Annotated in this window: 13 protein-coding genes; 10 read left to right on the top strand and 3 right to left on the bottom strand. The window is 69.2% G+C overall.

Annotated elements, in window-relative coordinates:
• Positions 1 to 118 precede the first annotated feature (118 nt).
• Positions 119 to 709: a hypothetical protein gene (locus ACWCXB_RS29165; RefSeq protein ID WP_450726736.1), complete on the bottom strand. Its 591-nt coding sequence runs from the start codon at positions 707 to 709 to the stop codon at positions 119 to 121.
• Between the two features lie 273 nt (positions 710 to 982).
• Here ACWCXB_RS29165 and ACWCXB_RS29160 point away from each other — a divergent pair, with 273 nt between their 5' ends.
• A complete protein-coding gene (locus ACWCXB_RS29160; RefSeq protein ID WP_450726735.1) occupies positions 983 to 1,639 on the top strand; it encodes a TetR/AcrR family transcriptional regulator in 657 nt (218 codons plus the stop codon).
• Between the two features lie 159 nt (positions 1,640 to 1,798).
• On the opposite strand, the gene ACWCXB_RS29155 is transcribed toward ACWCXB_RS29160, so the two are convergent.
• A complete protein-coding gene (locus ACWCXB_RS29155; protein ID WP_450726734.1) occupies positions 1,799 to 3,232 on the bottom strand; it encodes an MFS transporter in 1,434 nt (477 codons plus the stop codon).
• Between the two features lie 109 nt (positions 3,233 to 3,341).
• Here ACWCXB_RS29155 and ACWCXB_RS29150 point away from each other — a divergent pair, with 109 nt between their 5' ends.
• The 8 genes from ACWCXB_RS29150 (at position 3,342) to ACWCXB_RS29115 (ending at position 15,758) form a co-directional block, all read left to right on the top strand.
• Complete coding sequence (locus ACWCXB_RS29150) at positions 3,342 to 3,986, top strand: TetR/AcrR family transcriptional regulator (protein ID WP_450726733.1); 645 nt, start codon at positions 3,342 to 3,344, stop codon at positions 3,984 to 3,986.
• A gap of 339 nt (positions 3,987 to 4,325) precedes the next feature.
• Positions 4,326 to 4,859 (top strand): hypothetical protein, encoded by a 534-nt coding sequence (locus tag ACWCXB_RS29145; RefSeq protein ID WP_450726773.1) that lies wholly within the window; start codon positions 4,326 to 4,328, stop codon positions 4,857 to 4,859.
• Positions 4,860 to 4,943: 84 nt separating this feature from the next.
• Positions 4,944 to 5,780, top strand: coding sequence for a DUF4097 family beta strand repeat-containing protein (locus ACWCXB_RS29140; protein ID WP_450726732.1), 837 nt, complete (start codon positions 4,944 to 4,946; stop codon positions 5,778 to 5,780).
• A gap of 191 nt (positions 5,781 to 5,971) precedes the next feature.
• Positions 5,972 to 7,198: a cytochrome P450 gene (locus tag ACWCXB_RS29135; RefSeq protein ID WP_450726731.1), complete on the top strand. Its 1,227-nt coding sequence runs from the start codon at positions 5,972 to 5,974 to the stop codon at positions 7,196 to 7,198.
• Positions 7,199 to 7,202: 4 nt separating this feature from the next.
• On the top strand, positions 7,203 to 7,418 hold the full coding sequence (locus tag ACWCXB_RS29130; protein ID WP_450726730.1) for a ferredoxin: 216 nt from the start codon (positions 7,203 to 7,205) through the stop codon (positions 7,416 to 7,418).
• Positions 7,419 to 7,706: 288 nt separating this feature from the next.
• Complete coding sequence (locus ACWCXB_RS29125) at positions 7,707 to 9,947, top strand: MMPL family transporter (RefSeq protein WP_450726729.1); 2,241 nt, start codon at positions 7,707 to 7,709, stop codon at positions 9,945 to 9,947.
• A gap of 724 nt (positions 9,948 to 10,671) precedes the next feature.
• Positions 10,672 to 15,231 carry an RICIN domain-containing protein gene (locus ACWCXB_RS29120; protein WP_450726728.1) on the top strand — a complete coding sequence of 1,520 codons (4,560 nt, stop codon included), beginning with the start codon at positions 10,672 to 10,674 and terminating at the stop codon, positions 15,229 to 15,231.
• 71 nt (positions 15,232 to 15,302) lie between these two features.
• Positions 15,303 to 15,758, top strand: coding sequence for a hypothetical protein (locus ACWCXB_RS29115; RefSeq protein WP_450726727.1), 456 nt, complete (start codon positions 15,303 to 15,305; stop codon positions 15,756 to 15,758).
• Positions 15,759 to 16,384: 626 nt separating this feature from the next.
• On the opposite strand, the gene ACWCXB_RS29110 is transcribed toward ACWCXB_RS29115, so the two are convergent.
• Positions 16,385 to 16,867 (bottom strand): MarR family winged helix-turn-helix transcriptional regulator, encoded by a 483-nt coding sequence (locus tag ACWCXB_RS29110; RefSeq protein ID WP_450726726.1) that lies wholly within the window; start codon positions 16,865 to 16,867, stop codon positions 16,385 to 16,387.
• Between the two features lie 110 nt (positions 16,868 to 16,977).
• Between ACWCXB_RS29110 and ACWCXB_RS29105 the strand changes: the two genes are divergently transcribed.
• Positions 16,978 to 17,319, top strand: a complete 342-nt coding sequence (locus tag ACWCXB_RS29105; RefSeq protein ID WP_450726725.1) for an EthD domain-containing protein — start codon at positions 16,978 to 16,980, stop codon at positions 17,317 to 17,319.
• Positions 17,320 to 17,443 lie beyond the last annotated feature (124 nt).

The following is a 17,443-nucleotide window of genomic DNA, read 5'->3' as shown; positions in this document are numbered from 1 at the left end:
ACGGCTCGAGGTCGCCGCTGGAGACGGCCACTGATCCAGACAGGCGCAGGGCTCCGCCCGGGGCGATGTCCTCGCCCCGGGCGGAGCCCTGCTCTGGCGTTGCCGTTCGTCCGCGAGGTCAGGGCGCGGTGGCGGTCCCCTGGGTCCCTGCCTGGGCCCGGGGAGCGGGGGTGGCTGCGCTCGTGGCCTGCGATGCGGCGCGCTGTTCAGCCAGTTTGCGCTGCCCGTAGCCGGTGCGGCCTTGCGGCTTGTACACCGACAGGACCGTTGCCACCAGGAGCACCAGTGCAGCGGCGGCAGACTGGATCACGAGCTGGGTCCTCAAACCGTTGAGTTCGACACCGGTCCAGTCCGCTCCCGCCGCCATGTCGGCGAGGTGGCTGACGGGCTGCATGTGCACCAGGAGCACGATCGTGGAGAGAACCGTGATCACGAGTTTCACCACGACCCAGTAGTACCGGAACAGGCCCCAGGTGGAGCCCAGGGCCGAGACGACGCCGGTCAGCAGGGATGCGAGGGCCAGCGGCACGATGACCGCCCAGCCCGTGAGGTCCATCGCGACGTACGCGGAGCGCGCCGTCTGGGCGTCCTGGCCGGTGAGGCCGATCACGGCGAGGGCAAGGAAGACGGCGACAGCACCGAGCCAGCCCACCGAGGCCGTCACGTGCGCGGTGAGCGCGAGCTTGCGCAGCCGGGGCGGCATGGCCATCAGTGCATGCCCTGCATGCCGCTACCGGTCAGGTGCATGACGACGAAGGCCACGACCAGGACGATGCCGATCGCAATGAACGTCGTCACCCATCTCGGCCTGCTTGTCTGCGTCTCGTCGGCCGGGTGGGCAGAAGGGGGAAGTTCAGCCATGAGCGTGTCCTTCGCTGTCGCGCGTGGTTACCGGGTCCTTCACGGCGACCAACTGTTTGCGAGACACTGTGTCTCTGTCAAGTCATAGTGTCACGCAAGTGTCGTCCCGTACACTCAGGGGATGCCGAAGCTGTGGAGCGAGACGATCGAGGCACACCGCAGCGCCGTGCGCGACGCGGTCCTGGACGCCGCCGCGGAGCTGGTGGCCGAGCACGGGCTGCTCTCGGTGACGATGTCGCGCATCGCCCAGGAGACCGGCATCGGACGGGCGACGCTCTACAAGTACTTCCCGGACGTCGAATCAGTGCTGACCGCCTGGCACGAGCGCCAGATCACCGGGCATCTCGAACACCTCACCGCGGTGAGGGACCAGGCCGGCGACGCGGGCGAGCGACTCGAAGCCGTACTGACGGCCTACGCGTTCATGACCCACAAACGGCACGAGCATCACGGCAGCGAGCTCACGGCCCTTCTGCACCAGGGTGAGCATGTCGCCCGCGCGCATCAGCAACTCCGGGACCTCATCAGCGGCCTTCTCGCGGAGGGCGCCAAGGCCGGCCGGCTACGGGACGATGTCGCGCCCGACGAGCTCGCCGCCTACTGCCTGCACGCACTCAGCGCGGCCGGCACTCTGCCCTCTCAGGCCGCGGTCCGACGACTCGTGGCGGTCACCGTATCCGGGCTGCGCCCGACGGCCGAAACCGCCGACGGGTCCTCCGCGGACGCGGAAGCGGATGGCGGGACGCACCACCGCCACCGCCGGCACCGAGCCCACTGACCGCCGCACGCGCGCCACAGGTTCCGACCGGTGAGCAGGGCATACCCACGCCCCCGGCGCCGAGTTGACGCGGCGCCGAGGGCGGGCAGCGAGCGAAGCGTGACGTCACAGGTGTCGGGGGCAGGCGCACCCTTCGCCCCTTGACGGCACCGGTGCGTGTCAGTGCACGTGGGGGCCGCCGGTCAACTGCGGCTTGCCACGCGGTACGAGCGCCAGGGCAACCGCTGCGCTCGCCGCCGCGGCGAGGGCGCAGACCGTGAAGGCATCGGTGAAACCGCCGACGGTGCCGCGCTCGATGCCGGCTGCGGCGACGGTGGAGACAACGGCCACGCCGATGGAACCGCCTACCTCGTGGAAGGTGTTGACGACGCCGGACGCGAGGCCTGCCTCATGGTGTTCCACCATGGCGAGCGCGGTGGTGGTGGCGGTGACGAAGACCGCGCCGAGACCGAGGGACGCGATCACGAAGCCGGGCAACAGACCTGTGTACACGCTGGTGTCGGCGGAGAGCCGGGTCAGCGGGATGGTTCCGGCGGCCGCGATCACCATGCCGGCCACGGCGGTGGTGCGGCTGCCGATCCGTCCGACGAGCCGGGACCCGAGATGGGCGCCGATGCCGGTTGCCACGGCCACCGGCAGGAACAGCAGGCCGGTCTCGAGCGGGCTGAAGCCCCGTACGTGCTGCAGATGGACCGACCCGAGGAAGAAGAACGCGATCAGCAGTGCAGTGGCGATCAGCATCAGGAACGCGCCCGCCAGAACCGGCCGCCGGGTGAACATCCGCAGGTCCATCAGCGGGGCCCGGCCGGTTCGCTCGACCACGGCGAACGCCGCGTACAGCACCACCGCGGCGGCCAGCGGCAGCAGCGTGGCGGCGTCACCCCACCCGGCGTCGCCTGCCGTGACCAGGCCGTAGATGAGGGAGCCCGTGCCTGCGGTGACCAGCAGCGCCCCTGGCACGTCGAGCCGGGCGGGCTGCGGCGCGCGGGCCGGAATCAGCGCGGGCACGGCGGCCAGGACGGCGAGGCCGACCGGCACATTGACGTAGAAAACCCACTGCCAGCCGGGGCCGTCGGTCAGCGCGCCACCGATCAGCACGCCGGCGGCCGCGCCGGTCCCGCCGATCGCCGCCCATACGCCCAGGGCCTTGTTGCGCTCTTCCCCGTGGAAGGAGGTGGTGACGATGGAGAGCGCCGATGGGGAGAGCAGCGCTGCGCCCACGCCTTGGGCGATGCGTCCGCCGAGCAGCATGGGCGCGTTGACGGCGAGTCCGGTGACCAGCGAGGCGCCGGTGAAGACCAGGAGCCCGGCGAGCAGGGTCCGGCGGGCGCCAAGGGCGTCGGCGAGTCGGCCACCGAGCAGCATCAGACCGCCGAAGCACAGGGTGTACGCGGTGACCGCCCAGGTCAGCGTCGCCCGGCCGAGGTCGAGGTCGGCGGCCATGTCCGGCAGTGCGACGTTCACGACGGTGACGTCGAGGATCAGCATGAACTGCGCGACACAGATGATCACGAGGGCCGCCCAGCGGCGCGGGTCGGCGGATGGCAGAGGGTGCGACGGCGCATGCTGCGCACCGGCAACGGGGTGGGTCATGACGACTCCTCACGACGGAGGGCTGAGCCGGACGCCAGCCCATCTGAACTGTACGGTTCAGTTCAACTGAACTCAACTGTTCAGTTCAGTTGACTGCTAGGATCCGTCCATGAGCGCGGAGATCGTCAAGCACCCCACCGGCGCCCGCGCCGAAGCCAAGCGGCGGGCCATCGTCCAGGCGGCGCGCGAGCTGTTCCTCCGGGAGGGCTTCGGCGTCGGCATGGACGCCATCGCCACCGGGGCGGGTGTGTCCAAGGTGACCGTCTACAACCACTTCGGCAGCAAAGAGGCCCTCTTCACCGCCGTGATCACGAGCGCGCTCGACGAGCCCCTCGGCAGCGCCTCATCCGCCGCGCTCGACGGCCTGGCCGAGGCCGAAGAGCTGCGCGACGCGCTCATCGACGCCGCACGCGCCTGGGTGGCCGGCGTCCGGAACAACCCCGAGGTCACCGCCCTGCGCAACCTCATCGCGGCCGAGGTGCACCGCTTCCCCGAACTCGGCCGCGCCTGGCAGGGGCACGGCCCCGAAGGCCACCACCCCGCCGTCGCCGGCGCGCTGCGCACACTCGCCGACCAGGGCCGGCTCGTCATCCCCGATCTCGAAGTCGCAATCATCCAGCTCTACGCGCTTCTTGTCTTTCCCCACATGGTCTTCAGCGGCTACGGCACCCACATCGACGACGACCTGACGGACCGTCTCATCACCAGCGGCGTCGACATGTTCCTGAGCCACTACGCACCACAGCGCGCATAGGAACCATTCACGGCGCCGAACCCGCCTCGGAGAAAGACGCAGCCACCTACGAGGCCCTGCACTCGCATAGCTCCAGCGAAGGGACCACGGAGGTCAGCGTGGCGCTCAGCTCGCGGGATCGCCGACCTTGCCCTCGATGATCGCGCAGGCGGTCACGGACTGTTCGTGAGGGCCGTACGCCACGGGGCCATCGCGTCCATACGCGCCCTTGACGCCGCGCCCCCGAAATTCGGGCGATGGCGCCACGAGGCACACCATGCGTCGCCACGAGGCGCCATTGGGTGCCATGCGGCGCCACAATGACTTGCAATGGCGCCATTCTGGTGCCACTATCTCTCCATGGACCTGACCCCCTACGTCGATCACCTCCGCCGCGAGCTCGCGGTTGCCGCCAACGCCGGTGGGGACGAGGCGCGCGCCCTGGCCGAGCGGCTGACCGCGCCGCTGGAGTCGGCCGCCCGACTGACCCTCCTGAATGCGTTGTCCGCCGCGTCGGACGAGATCACCTGCGAGTTGGCGCCGGGCTCGGTGGACGTACGGCTGCGGGGTCTCGACCCCGAGTTCGTGGTGACGGCGCCGCCCGCGCCCGAGGCGCCCGGCGAGCGCGCGGCCGAGGCGGCCGCACCGATGGCGCCATCGGTGGCACCGATGGCACCACCCACGGCGGACGGCGACGAGGGCGGTACGGCCCGCATCAACTTCCGACTCCCGGCGCCCCTCAAGGCCCGGGTGGAGGACGCGGCCGGCCAGGAGGGCTTGTCCGTCAACGCCTGGCTCGTACGTGCGGTTGCCCTCGCCCTGGAGCCGGGCGCACCGGCCCAGCCCACCCGCGCCACGCGCCACGGCAAGAGCTACCGGGGCTGGGTCCGCTAGCCGGATCTCCCCACTGCCGCATCACCACTCCACCACCGCCCCACCTGCGCAAACACACTCCAGAGCCAAGAGGACGGGACAGCCATGCCTTCTTACGAAACCCTCGGACCCATCACCGCGACCCTCGAATTCGACATCGGCAACGTGCAGATCACCGCGAGCAAGCGCACGGACACGGTCGTCGAGGTGCTGCCGAGCAACGGCGCCGAGGAGGCCGACGTACGGGCGGTGCAGCAGACCAAGGTCACCTACGCCAACGGCGTCCTGACCGTGAAGGGGCCCAGGAAGCGCTCCCTGTTAGGCAAGCACGGATCGATCGACGTGACCGTCGAACTGCCCGCCGGCTCGCACATCCAGGGCACCTCCCCCATGGGGGACTACACCTGCGAGGGGCCGCTCGGGGAGTGCCGGGTCAAGACCTCGCTCGGCGACATCCGGCTCGACGAGGCGAGTATCACGAACCTGCGTACGGACCACGGGGACATCCGCGTCGACCGTGCCGTGGGCGACGCCGAGATCCACGGGGCCGGCCGGATCGAGATCGGCGAGATCGCGGGCGCGGCAACCGTCAAGAACGGCAACGGCGAGACCGCGATCGGCGAGATCACCAGTCATCTGAAGGTCAACTCTTCCAACGGCCGTATCACGGTCGGCGTCGCCCACGCGTCCGTGGAGGCCAAGTCCGCCAACGGCGCCATCCGTATCGACGAGGTGGCCCGGGGCGTGATCCAGCTCCAGACCGCCGCGGGCGATGTGGAGGTCGGCATCCGCGAGTCCACTGCGGCCTGGCTGGACGTCAACTCCCGCGTCGGCACCTTCCGCAACTCGCTCGGTGCCGCCGAGAGCCCCGACACGTCCGACGAGACCGTCGAGATCCATGCCCGTACCGGCGTCGGCGACATCGCGATCCGTCGCGCCTGAGCTCCCTCGACCGCCGAGAGACGCCCGACGCCACCGCCGTCGAGTGGATCGCCGCGATCGCCCTCCTCACGCTGCTCACCCTGGCGCTGACCTGGCTGTCGGCCGGCATCGGCCTGGTCGCCCACCCCGGCCACATCCAGATGAAACCGCACGTCACAGTTCACCGCACGTCACTCTCCACGGAGGACACCATGCAGCACGAACCGTCGACCCGACCCGAGACCACAGAGCCCGTCACTTTCCCCACGCAGCGCGCCGCCGGCTGTCCCTTCGACCCGCCCGCCGGCCTGACCGAGCTGCGCGAGGCGAGCCCGCTGACCCGGATGACGTACCCCGACGGGCACGTCGGCTGGCTGGCCACCGGCTACTCCACGGTCCGCGCGATCATGGGGGACAGCCGCTTCAGCTCGCGGTACGAGCTGATGCACTACCCGTTCCCCGGCGGTCCTGAGGGCCCGCTCCCGCCCGCGCCCGTCGGTGACATGACCGGGATGGACGCGCCCGAGCACACCCGCTTCCGGCGGCTCCTGATGGGCAAGTTCACCGTCCGCCGGATGCGGCAGCTCTCCGATCGCGTCGAGGAGATCACCGCCGAGCACCTGGACGCGATGGAGCGCCGCGGCCCGGGTACCGACCTGGTCGAGGCGTTCGCCCGCCCCCTCCCCGCGCTGATGATCTGCGAGCTGCTCGGCGTGCCCTACGCCGACCGTGAGCGTTTCCAGGAGCACGCCCACACGATCATGTCCATGGATGTGACGCCCGAGGACCAGTACGCCGCCTTTGTCGGACTCCAGGAGTACATGGCCGAGTTGGTCGCCGCCAAGCGCGCCGCACCCTCCGACGACGTGCTCGGCGACCTGGCCCAGGACTCCGACCTCACCGACGAGGAGCTGATCGGCGTCGGGGGCTTCCTGCTCGCCGCCGGGCTCGACACCACCGCCAACATGATCGCCCATGGGACGTTCGCGCTCCTCACCAACCCGGCACAGGCCGACGCCCTGCGGACGGACCCGGACCTCGCCCCCCAGGCCGTCGAGGAGCTGATGCGCTACCTGACCATCGCCCACACCAGCGTGAAGTCCGCGCTGGAGGACGTCGAGCTGGAGGGTCGGCTCATCAAGGCGGGTGAGAGCATCACCATCTCGCTGGAAGCCGCCAACCGGGACCCGGATCGGTTCCCCGACCCGGACGTCCTGGACCTGCAGCGCAAGGCCACGGGACACCTGGGCTTCGGACACGGCATCCACCAGTGCCTGGGCCAGCAACTGGCCCGCGTCGAGATGACGGTGGCCCTGCCCGCGCTGCTGAGGCGGTTCCCCACGCTGCGGCTGGACGTGCCGGCCGAGGAGGTGCCGCTGCGGACGAACATGAACATCTACGGCGTGCACCGGCTGCCGGTCACCTGGGACGAGGACTGATCCCATGGACGTCCGCGTCGACCGCGACCGCTGCCTCGGGGCCGGAATGTGCGCCCTGACCGCCCCGCAGGTCTTCGACCAGGACGAGGACGAGGGCCTGGTCGTCCTGCTGAACGCCCGACCGCCGGAGGAGCAGCACGCGGCAGTCCGCGTCGCCTCCGGTGTGTGCCCGGCCTCGGTCATCACCGTCACGCAACGGGGCTCCTCCCCCGCCTCGTAACCGCGGCGGCCTCTCCATCAGCGTCGCCTCCGAGCGACCGCCCCGTCGCGGGCAACTCCCCATCAGCGGCCCTGAGTCATGGCGGTTCCCAAACCTGCCCTGCCTGACGCCGCCCGCTCACCACCGCCCCACGCGGCTCCCCCGCCGACACCGGTTCGGCCCTGCGCGTGGCGCCCCTGGTGCCCGATGAGCACCGTTCCTCACCTGCAAAGACCCGGTCCGTCGCCGACGGCACCTCTGGTGTGCCCTCGGCGACGCGACCGCCTCACAGAACAGGACTCCTCCACTGTGGCTACGTTCCTCTCCAAACTGGGCCGCTTCGCCTTCCGACGGCGCGGCCTGGTCGTCCTCCTGTGGCTCCTGGCCCTCGTCGGCGCGGGCTTCGCGGCCTCCACCGCCGCTGCCCCGCCCGCCGACACCTTCTCGATGCCCGGCACGGAGTCGCAGAAGGCGTTCGACCTCCTCCAGGAGAAGTTCCCGGACGCCCGCGCGGACGGTGCCGCCGCCCGCGTCGTCATCCGCGCCCCCGGCACCGAGAAGATCACCTCCCCTGCCCGCAAGGAACAGGTCGAGCAGTTCGTCGCCGACCTGGCCAAGGCGCCTCAAGTCGAGCGCGTGGCCGACCCGTTCAAGGCGAACGCCGTGAGCGGCGACCGTACGACCGCGTACGCCTACGTCACGTACGAGGCGAAGGCCACCGAGCTGACCGACGCGGCGCACGACGGTCTCGCCAAGGCGATGGAGCGGGCCCGGAACACGGGCCTCGCCGTCGAGGCGGGCGGCGACGCCGTCGAGATCGAGCAGGCGATGAGCGGTACGGGTGAGAAGATCGGCATCCTCGTCTCCGCCGTCGTCCTGCTGCTCACCTTCGGCTCCCTGGTGGCCGCCGGAATGCCCCTGCTGACGGCCATGATCGGCGTCGGCATAGGGATCAGCTGCATCACCGCGCTCGGCAGCACCTTCGGTCTGTCGTCCACCACCTCGATGCTCGCGATGATGATCGGCCTCGCCGTGGGCATCGACTACGCCCTGTTCATCGTCTCCCGCTACCGCTCCGAGATCGCCGAGGGACGCGAGCGCGCAGAGGCCGCCTCGCGTGCCGTGGGCACCGCCGGCTCGGCCGTCGTGTTCGCCGGGCTCACCGTGATCATCGCCCTGGCGGGGCTCGCGGTGGTGAACGTCCCGATGCTCACCAAGATGGGGCTGACCGCGGCCGGAACGGTCGCCGTCGCCGTGCTCGTCGCGATCACGTTCGTGCCCGCGCTGCTCGGCTTCGCCCCCGTCAGGGTGCTCGCCCGCAGGGTCCGCAAGCAGCACACCGGCAAGCCGCTGTCGAAGCGTCAGCAGCGCAGGGCCGCCAAGCGCGAGGCCCGTCGCAAGCCGAACCTCGGCGCCCGCTGGGCCTCTCTCGTCCTGCGCCACCCCGTCGCCGTCCTGCTGCTCTGCGTCGTGGGCCTGGGTGCCGTCGCCGTGCCCGCCGCAAGCCTCGAACTGGGGCTGCCGGGCGAGGGCAGCATGGCTCCGCACACCACCCAGCGCAAGGCGTACGACATGCTGTCGGACTCCTTCGGCCCCGGCTTCAACGGGCCCCTGACGGTCACCGTCGAGGCGAAGGACTCGAAGAAGGCGGCGGAGCAGGTCCGTACAGCTCTCGAAGGGGTCCACGGAGTCGACGCCGTCTCCCCCGTCACCACCAACCCGTCGGGCGACACCGCCCTCGTCACCGTCGTCCCCGACACCGGTCCGACCGACACCAGGACCGAGGACCTGGTGCGCTCCCTGCGCGACATGGCGGGCGGCCTGGAGTCCCGGACGGGCGCCTCCGAGATCATGGTCGCCGGCCAGACCGCGATGTTCATCGACTTCTCGCAGACCCTGGACGACGCACTGCTCCCGTACCTCGGCCTGGTCGTCGGCCTGGCCTTCCTCCTGCTCATGCTGGTCTTCCGCTCGGTGCTCGTGCCTCTCAAGGCGGCGCTCGGCTTCCTCCTGTCGGTGAGCGCGGCCCTCGGTGCCGTGGTGGCCGTCTTCCAGTGGGGCTGGCTCGCCGACCTCGTCGGCGTCGACCAGCCGGGCCCGGTCATGAGCACCCTGCCGATCTTCATGATCGGCGTGGTCTTCGGCCTGGCGATGGACTACGAGGTCTTCCTGGTGTCCCGGATGCGTGAGGCGTACGTCCACGGCGCCCGTCCCGGCGAGGCGGTCGTCACGGGGTTCCGGTACGGAGGCCGGGTCGTCAGCGCGGCCGCGATCATCATGACCAGCGTGTTCTCCGGCTTCATCGTGGAGGACAACGACTTCGTGAAGATGATCGGCTTCGGCCTCGCTGCCGCTGTCCTCTTCGACGCCTTCGTGGTCCGCATGGCCATCGTGCCCGCCCTGTTCGCCCTGCTCGGCAAGTCCGCCTGGTGGCTGCCGAAGTGGCTCGACCGGCTCCTGCCGAACATCGACGTCGAGGGCGAGAAGCTGACGAACCACCGCGCGACGCCCTCGGCGCACTCCGCACGAGAGAACCACCTCGTGGGCTGACCGCCCAGCAACAGTCCTGAGGCCCCGGGAACCCACACCGGGGGCGATCCCGGGTCAGTTACGTGATGTGTTCGCCGGGCCGATGTCACCATCGCGTCTGGGAAGCGGTCGCAGCCCGAACAACTACGCAGAAAGCCGCCCCGCCGGCCTGGATACGGGCCGACGGGGCGGCTTTCCGGCAATGACGCGGACGCCTTGCGCGCAGCCGCCCTGCAGCGAGCCGACATGCGGAGAGGTGGCATCCCTCGGAGCACGACCGCGGCTATCGACGCGCGCACGACTTCTGGCCAAACTTTGACTGAAAGCCAACGCTATCTGCACTGGTTCTCTACATGTCTCACACATGTAACTCCGGGTATGAGCTTGGCATTTGCCGTGCTGCGCCACGAGATCCGGCGCAACTGCTTTCCACGGCACGACCAGGGCGCCGAGGCCAGCCCTTGCCGGGTCCTGTTGACCTGTGGCTAAGGTGAACGCCGCGCGCCCGGGAGGGGCCTAGACCACCCCGCCATGACGCGCGCACGTCATTCGGCGGCCGGGGGAACAGTGCCGCCGCGGGGGAGGGATGCATTCATCATGCCGCGATACCGGCTCACCGTGAACGCCGCAGCGGTCGCCGCTGCCTGCCGCCCCTGTCTCCGCGCCGGGACAGCGGGCTGACCCGCGCGTACCGCCACCGCCTCTCCGGGCGGTCACCCCCGCTTGCCTTCGTTCGCTGTGAAGGATGCCCCTCTTGCGATTCAGACCGGGGTTGTTCAACCCCAGATCTCGATCATCCACCCCCCTCACCACCGCCATCACTTCCGTCGCCGCCCTGGCCGTCCTCGGTGGTCTGGCAGTCCAGCCCGAACTGGCCGGCCGGAACACCGAACCGCGCATGGCCACGGTGAGCGACTCGTACGACGGCTACAACACCAAAGCGGCCGAACAGCTGCGTGAGGATCAGTGCGTGGCCGCTGAAGCCCTGCGCATGGGCGGACCCAACATGTTCGCCCTTGCGCAGGAAGCCATCGAACTGCCGCCCGATCAGCTCCACAAGAAGCTCGAACGGGACATCTTCAACGACAAAACCCCGCTGCACCAGGCCCACAACGCGGACAGCGACAACACTGACCAGTGGGTCGACAAAGTCAAAAAGCAGGGCTACGCGTGGTCCGACACCGTCAGCGGCCTGGAGACCTACCCCGGCGAACCGCGAGACCCGGGCAAGATCTTCGACCAGACCGGGCTGCTCCCTTGGCTGTACCAGGCGTACGGGGCTCCGCTCGAGGTGTTCAACCCGTTCTACGACCCGTCGCCCACCGCTGACGACAAGACGAAGGCCGCCGCGCTCGCGATCGGCGACCCGCTGTACACCACCGGAGGGACGCCGAAAGAGCAGGAGGCGTGGGCGCTGTGGAAGAAGAACTCCGGGAAGATCGAACCCAACCAGCTCTTCGTTCCCAGGGTGTTCGCCGATGATGCCCGCATCTTCCTCGCCGCCGGCGGCTTCCCCCGCACAGCCCCGGCCCCGGACACCCCGGAGTTCCGCATCGCGGTCGAGGACCTGAAGACCCGCTTCGCGTCCTGCGCCTGGCACGACCCGATCGACCCGAACCGGGTTCTGGGCAAAGAGGTAGCGCAGGCATCCGCCGAATGGCAGCAGGAGATCGCCGCCCAGGCCACACAGAGGCAGCAGATCCTCACTGCCAACCTCACCGCCACGAAAACGCTTCAGGACGGCTCATTCGCCTTGGGCCAGGTCCTCGGCCAGTCGTGGCTCGCCGACTACTACACCCGCTGGCAGGACCACTGGTCCGCGGGTGGTGTGGGCTGGATCGGTGACAGCTATGTGACGATCGAGGTGCCGGGCGCCAAGGGCAACTGCCTGGATGTCCAGGGCGGTGCCAAGACCAACGGCACGCCGGTCCAGATCTACACCTGCAACAACGGCGCCGCCCAGCAGTGGACGATCGAGGGCAGCGAGGACGACCTCCACATCCGCAACGTCGGCTCGCTCAAGTGCCTGGATGTGGCCGGGAATGCGTCGGCCAACGGCACGAAGATCCAGATCTCGGACTGCTACAAGTCCAAGGGGCAGTCGTGGAAGGGCGATGTCCGGGCCACCTCGCCGCTGAAGAGCGTGTCCACGGGCAAGTGCCTGGACCTGAGTTCGTTCACCAAGAGCACGGACGCGCGGCTGTGGGACTGCAAGGACGCCAGTGCGCAGAAGTTCCTGATCAAGCCGTCCGGGCACAAGGGCACGGACAGCCTGTCGTACCCGGACAAGGCTCAGTTCGACAAGGCGAAGAAGGGCGTCACCGACACCCAGGCGGCGGCGAAGAAGCAGCTGGCGGCGCTGAAGACGCAGCTGGAGAACGCCAAGAAGTCGGGCACCACGTCGGACGCCGCCGAGCAGGCCGCGTACGGGATCGCGGACGGCGCTGGTGCGCCGCGTGGTCGGGGCCTTCTGGTCGGTCAGCAGAAGGCGCAGGTCACCAAGGGCATCGTCGCTGCGCTGACGGCGATGGTGAAGGCCGCTGAAACCGCCGAGGCGGCGACGCGGGCGTCCGCGGGTGACAGCGAGACAATCGCGCAGCGTGCGCTGGCGCAGGCGGCGCAGGTCAATGCGGAGTTCCGCAAGGAGGCCGCGCACAAGGCGGAGTTGCAGGCGAAGGCGGCGGCGGATGCGGCCAAGCTGCATCGGGACAACGCCAAGAAGGACAAGGAGACGGCGGAGGCGAAGCTCGCGGTCGCGCTGAAGGCTGAGGCGGACGCGAAGGCGGCTGCAGCTGACGCGCACGCCAAGCGGCTTGCGGCCGAGGCCGAGGAGAAGACGGCCAAGGCGGAGAAGGAGACCGCCGCGGCCAAGCAGGCCGAAGCGGCCCAGCACAAGCAGAACGCCCAGGCTGAAGCAGGCAAGGCGGAAGACGCCAAGAAGAAGGCCGAAGCCGCCGAGGCCACCGCCGTCGAGAAGAAGAACGGCGCGGTCAAGGCCCGGGACAACGCCAAGGCCAAGCGGGACGACGCCTGGGACGCCGAACAGAAGGCGGATGCGGCTCGTGCCAAGGCGGATGCCAAGGAGGCCTACGCCCATTCCCTGGACTCCGGCGCCGAGGCCGAGGCCGCACGCGCCGCCGCCGATGAGGCGGACAGGCACGCGGACGACGCCGAGGCGGCCGCCGGCCGGGCCAGGTCCGAGGCCAACGCCGCCACCCAGGCAGCGGCCGACGCGGACGCGGCGGCCACCCGTGCCGAGGCGGCCGCCAAGCGCGCCCGCTCCGATGCGGACGCCGCCCAGGCCGCCAAGCTGAAGGCCGACGCCGCGGTAAAGACCGCGACCAGCGCCGCGGCCGACGCCATCAAGGCCTCCGAACACGCCTCCGTCGAGGCCAAGACCGCCGTCAAACTCGCGGAAGAGGCGGAGAAGCTGGCCAAGGCCGCCAAGACGGACGCGGACGAGGCGAACAAGGAGGCCGCCAAGGCCCTCGTGGCCTCGGCGAAGGCCGCGGGCTTCGCCCATGTCACCGCGCAGGCCGCGGCCGACGCGGGCAACGCCGCCGCACAGGTCGCCAAGCCGGCCAACGACGCGATCCAGCTCGGCTCCCCCTACGTCACCACCGACTCGGCCGCCGGCCTGGTCGTGCTGACCGGGCAGGCGTCGAAGTCGATCGCCGACCAGCAGAAGGCCGTCGCCGACGCCCACGCCAAGAACGCGCAGGCCGAGGCCGCCGCGGCCAAGAACCTCGCCGAACAGGCACAGGGCGACGCGAAGATCGCCTACCAGTACGCGGCCAACGCCGCCACGCACGCCGCGAACGCCCGCACCTACTCCAAGGAGGCCCTGGGCTACGCGGCCGACGCCGCCAAGGCCGCCTCGCAGGCATCGGCGTCCCTGGCCCGCACGATCGAGTACGACCGCCAGGCCACCGCGGACGCCGCTGCCGCCGACCAGGCGGCCGGGCGCGCCGAGGGCTACGCCAAGCAGGCCCGCGAGTCCGCCGACCAGGCCGCCCTCGACGCCCAGGCCGCCCGCGACGCCGCTACCGCGGCCGAGCAGGCCGCCAAGGACGCACGGGCCGCCGCCGACCGCGCCGACGCCGCCGCCACAGAAGCCGAACAAGCCGCGAAGGACGCCGCCAAGTACGCCAAGGAAGCCCAGGAAGCGGCCGACAGGGCGGAGAAGGCCGCGAAGGCGAAGCAGATCGACGCCGGAACCGTCGTCGACGAGGCCGGTGGCTCCATCGGCAACATGTTTTATGTCGTCGACCACATCGAGAAGGTCGGCGATCCCGAGACCGTAAAGAAGACGGACGGCTGCGACGGCTGGATCGACAAGCTCTTCTACAAGGGCGACTGCACGATCACCGCGAAGATTCGGTACAAAGCAGTCCTCGACCTGTACCTGTGCACCGCGCAGGATCTGGACCCGTCGCAGTTCACGTGTCCCGCCAGTGCGACGACGTACCTGGGCGAGTACCCGACCAAGGAACTGTCCCAAGAGGTCACGCACACCATCACGATCGCCGAGTACCAGGCGAACATCGACCCGGTCGACATCCTCTTCGGCAGCTGGATCAAGTGCGCCCAAAAGCTCACCCCCGGCGGTGAAAACGGAAGCTGGGGCGGATGCGCCTGGGCAGCCGTGGATGTCGCGGCACTGTTCGCAGGCAAGATCCTCAGGCCCATCGCGGACGCCGTCAGGGCGGCCGACGCCGCCGTGAGAACCGGCATCGGAGTCGCGGACGCCTACAAGGCCCTGCGGACTCTTGGTCTGACCGAGGCAGCCATCGAGGGCATTGGCGCGAGGGCGCTCCGCGCTCTGGTGGAAACGTGCACCAAGCCCAAAGCCACGACTTTCCGTGCGGCGGCCGCGCACAGCGTCAATCCCTGTGAGGGGATGATCGCCTACCTCAGCACCGAACTCAGCCGCATGGCGTACAAGGCCAGAACCGCAGCCGGAATCACTACCGGCCGAAATGTCGCGGTCGCGAGGGTTCCCGGGTGGAATGACCCCAAGACCGGTGATCTAGTGGTCGGCTTCAGCAAGGGTGGCGGCTACCACGCGGAGAACCACATCATGGACCAGTTGAGCGCGAAGGGGTTCAAGCCGACTCAGATCACCGAACTGTACAGCGAGCGAAGCCCCTGCCCCGTGTGTGCGCCCATGCTGGCAGATGTCCTGAAGCCGGGGACCCCGATCTCCTGGTCCGTCCCCAACGGACCTGGTTCGAGTGATCTCCTCTACAGCATTATCCGAGCATTCGGGGGGAGATCCGCTTTCAGTCGATCCGCTGAGGAATAGGGAACGCAATGGGGTGTGGTGGACTCCTCGCGATGTCCACCACACCCCACCGGGAGAAGTGAAGAAATATCATGACCGAGTACGGATTCCCCCGTGCCTCTGATGAATTCATCGCCCTTCGCATCGAGCTGGCCGACCAGGTCGTCCGGGCACTCCGGCGTGCCGGTCTGCCCGCCTTCCGCGACGGGGAATCCGGCAGCCCAGACCAGTCGGGCGCGGTGGTTTACGTCGATCGCGACGCCGAGACGGCTTCAGCACCCGTGTCCGTGGGATGGAGGTGCGATGCCGGCCTGGCCCAGGCAGCTGTGGACGCTCTCGCGTCTGGAATTCCTGACGCACCGGCCGTCCGCCATCACGGAATGATCGGTCTCCATATGCAGAGTGCGCTGATCAGAATCCTGTTGTCGGCTGGGATCATCGCGACTCTGGAGAACGACAACATGAATCCGGATCATGTGCTCGTATTCGGGAAGGTGTCCGACCTGCCACCCGCACTGCGGCCCACGTTCGTTCCACCAGGAAGCTAGCCGGGACATTCCAGAACGGTCCGTTGGTTCTTCCAGCGGACCGTTTCGGCTATTCGGGGCGGACGCATGGTCCGCCGCATCCGGGACGCCGACCTTGACAGCACCCTGCCTGCGGCCCGCGAGCCCAAGCATCCGGCCCGACCGACAACCGCAAACAGGTCGAGCAGATCTACCGGATCCACGAATATGCAGGTCAGAGCCCCTTTGCTGCGGGCTCCAGGATCGCCACGCACTCCACGTGGTGCGTCATCGCCAACACGTAGATCAAAAACATGTGAATGAAAACCGCAGGTCAGCGACACGTCAAGAGCGAGCCGGACCAGAGGCCACGTGCATTGCGCGCACCATGGGCTCTACGTGCGATCTCCTTACGCTCGTCGTAGCGCACGATCCCGTTCTCGCGGGCTGACGCCGGTGGACGACCAGTTGCGCCTACAGAGCACGCCTCGAACGTTCTGTACAACGACGCCGGCTGGCAACCACTGGCGCTGGAGCTGCGGTTCGGCTCCGGGCAGACCAGCTGGCACCGGCTGGACCGGTGGGGGTGACACCTCGCCTCACCCGACATGCGCGCCCATGCCGGTGACCTGTGGTTCAGCCGCGCGCCGAGCGGGAGGTGAGCGCACTCACCCGGCGGGACCACCGGCGGCCTCGCGCCGCACTGTCTCGGCGACGCTGGACAGTGCCGCGCCGAAGTGGCGGCGCTGTGCAGCGGTAAGAGGGTCGAACACGAGTCGCCGCACCTGCGCGACATGCCCCGGCGCGCTGTCGACAACCTTCTGCCGACCACTGTCGGTCAGCGTGGCCAGGGTGTAGCGACCGTCGCTCGGGTCAACTCGACGAACGATCCACTCCCGCGCCTCGAAGCGGTCCATCAGCTTCGACAGCCGCGGGAGAGCACTGTTGCAGTCCCGGGCCAACTCGCTGAACCGCATGGTGACCTGATCTGCCATCGACAACCGGGCGAGCACGCCGTACTCGAAGTTCGAGATGCCCGCGTCGCGCTGCAACTGACGGTCCAGGGCCGCAGGCAGCGCGATCACGACGGTGAGAAGGTCCTGCCAAAGTTCCTGCTGCTCGGCGTCGAGCCACGGTGACGGTGCATCCATGCGATCCATCCTACTTGCCCAGGCAAGAGATATCTATTGCCTGGGCAAGTCAGCCTCGTTTAGCTTATGAGTTGCCCAGGCAAGTCAAGCTCGGCTTCAAGGAGTCATCTGTGATCAAGATCAGCATCTTCCTGACCCGGCGGGCAGGCCTCACCCATGAGGAGTTCTCGGACTACTGGCAGAAGCACACCGCGCTGATCACGAGCCTGCCCGGCGGAGAGGTCCCGGTCCGGCGCTACATCCAACTCCTGCCCACCGACGACGAGATCCCCGGCATCAGTACAGCCGTCTACGACGGTGTCGCCGAGGTGTGGGTCGACGGCATCGCCGACGCCGCCCGCTGGTTCACCTCCGACACCTACACCACGACCGTCGCCGCGGACGAGGAGAACTTCCTCGACCGCTCCAAGACCCGTTTCCTCTACGCCACCGAGAGCCCGATCTTCGGCTGAGCACCGCCGTCGGAGACGACTCGCCCCGGGGCCGGCAGCCGGCCACAGGTGAATAGCGCGGAACGCGGCCCGGGCGACCTGACGATGAGGCCGCCCGGGCCGGGCCCGCCCCAACTGGCAAGGA

The organism is Streptomyces sp. NPDC001514, assembly GCF_053597075.1.
This window is presented reverse-complemented; position numbering and strand designations above follow the sequence as displayed.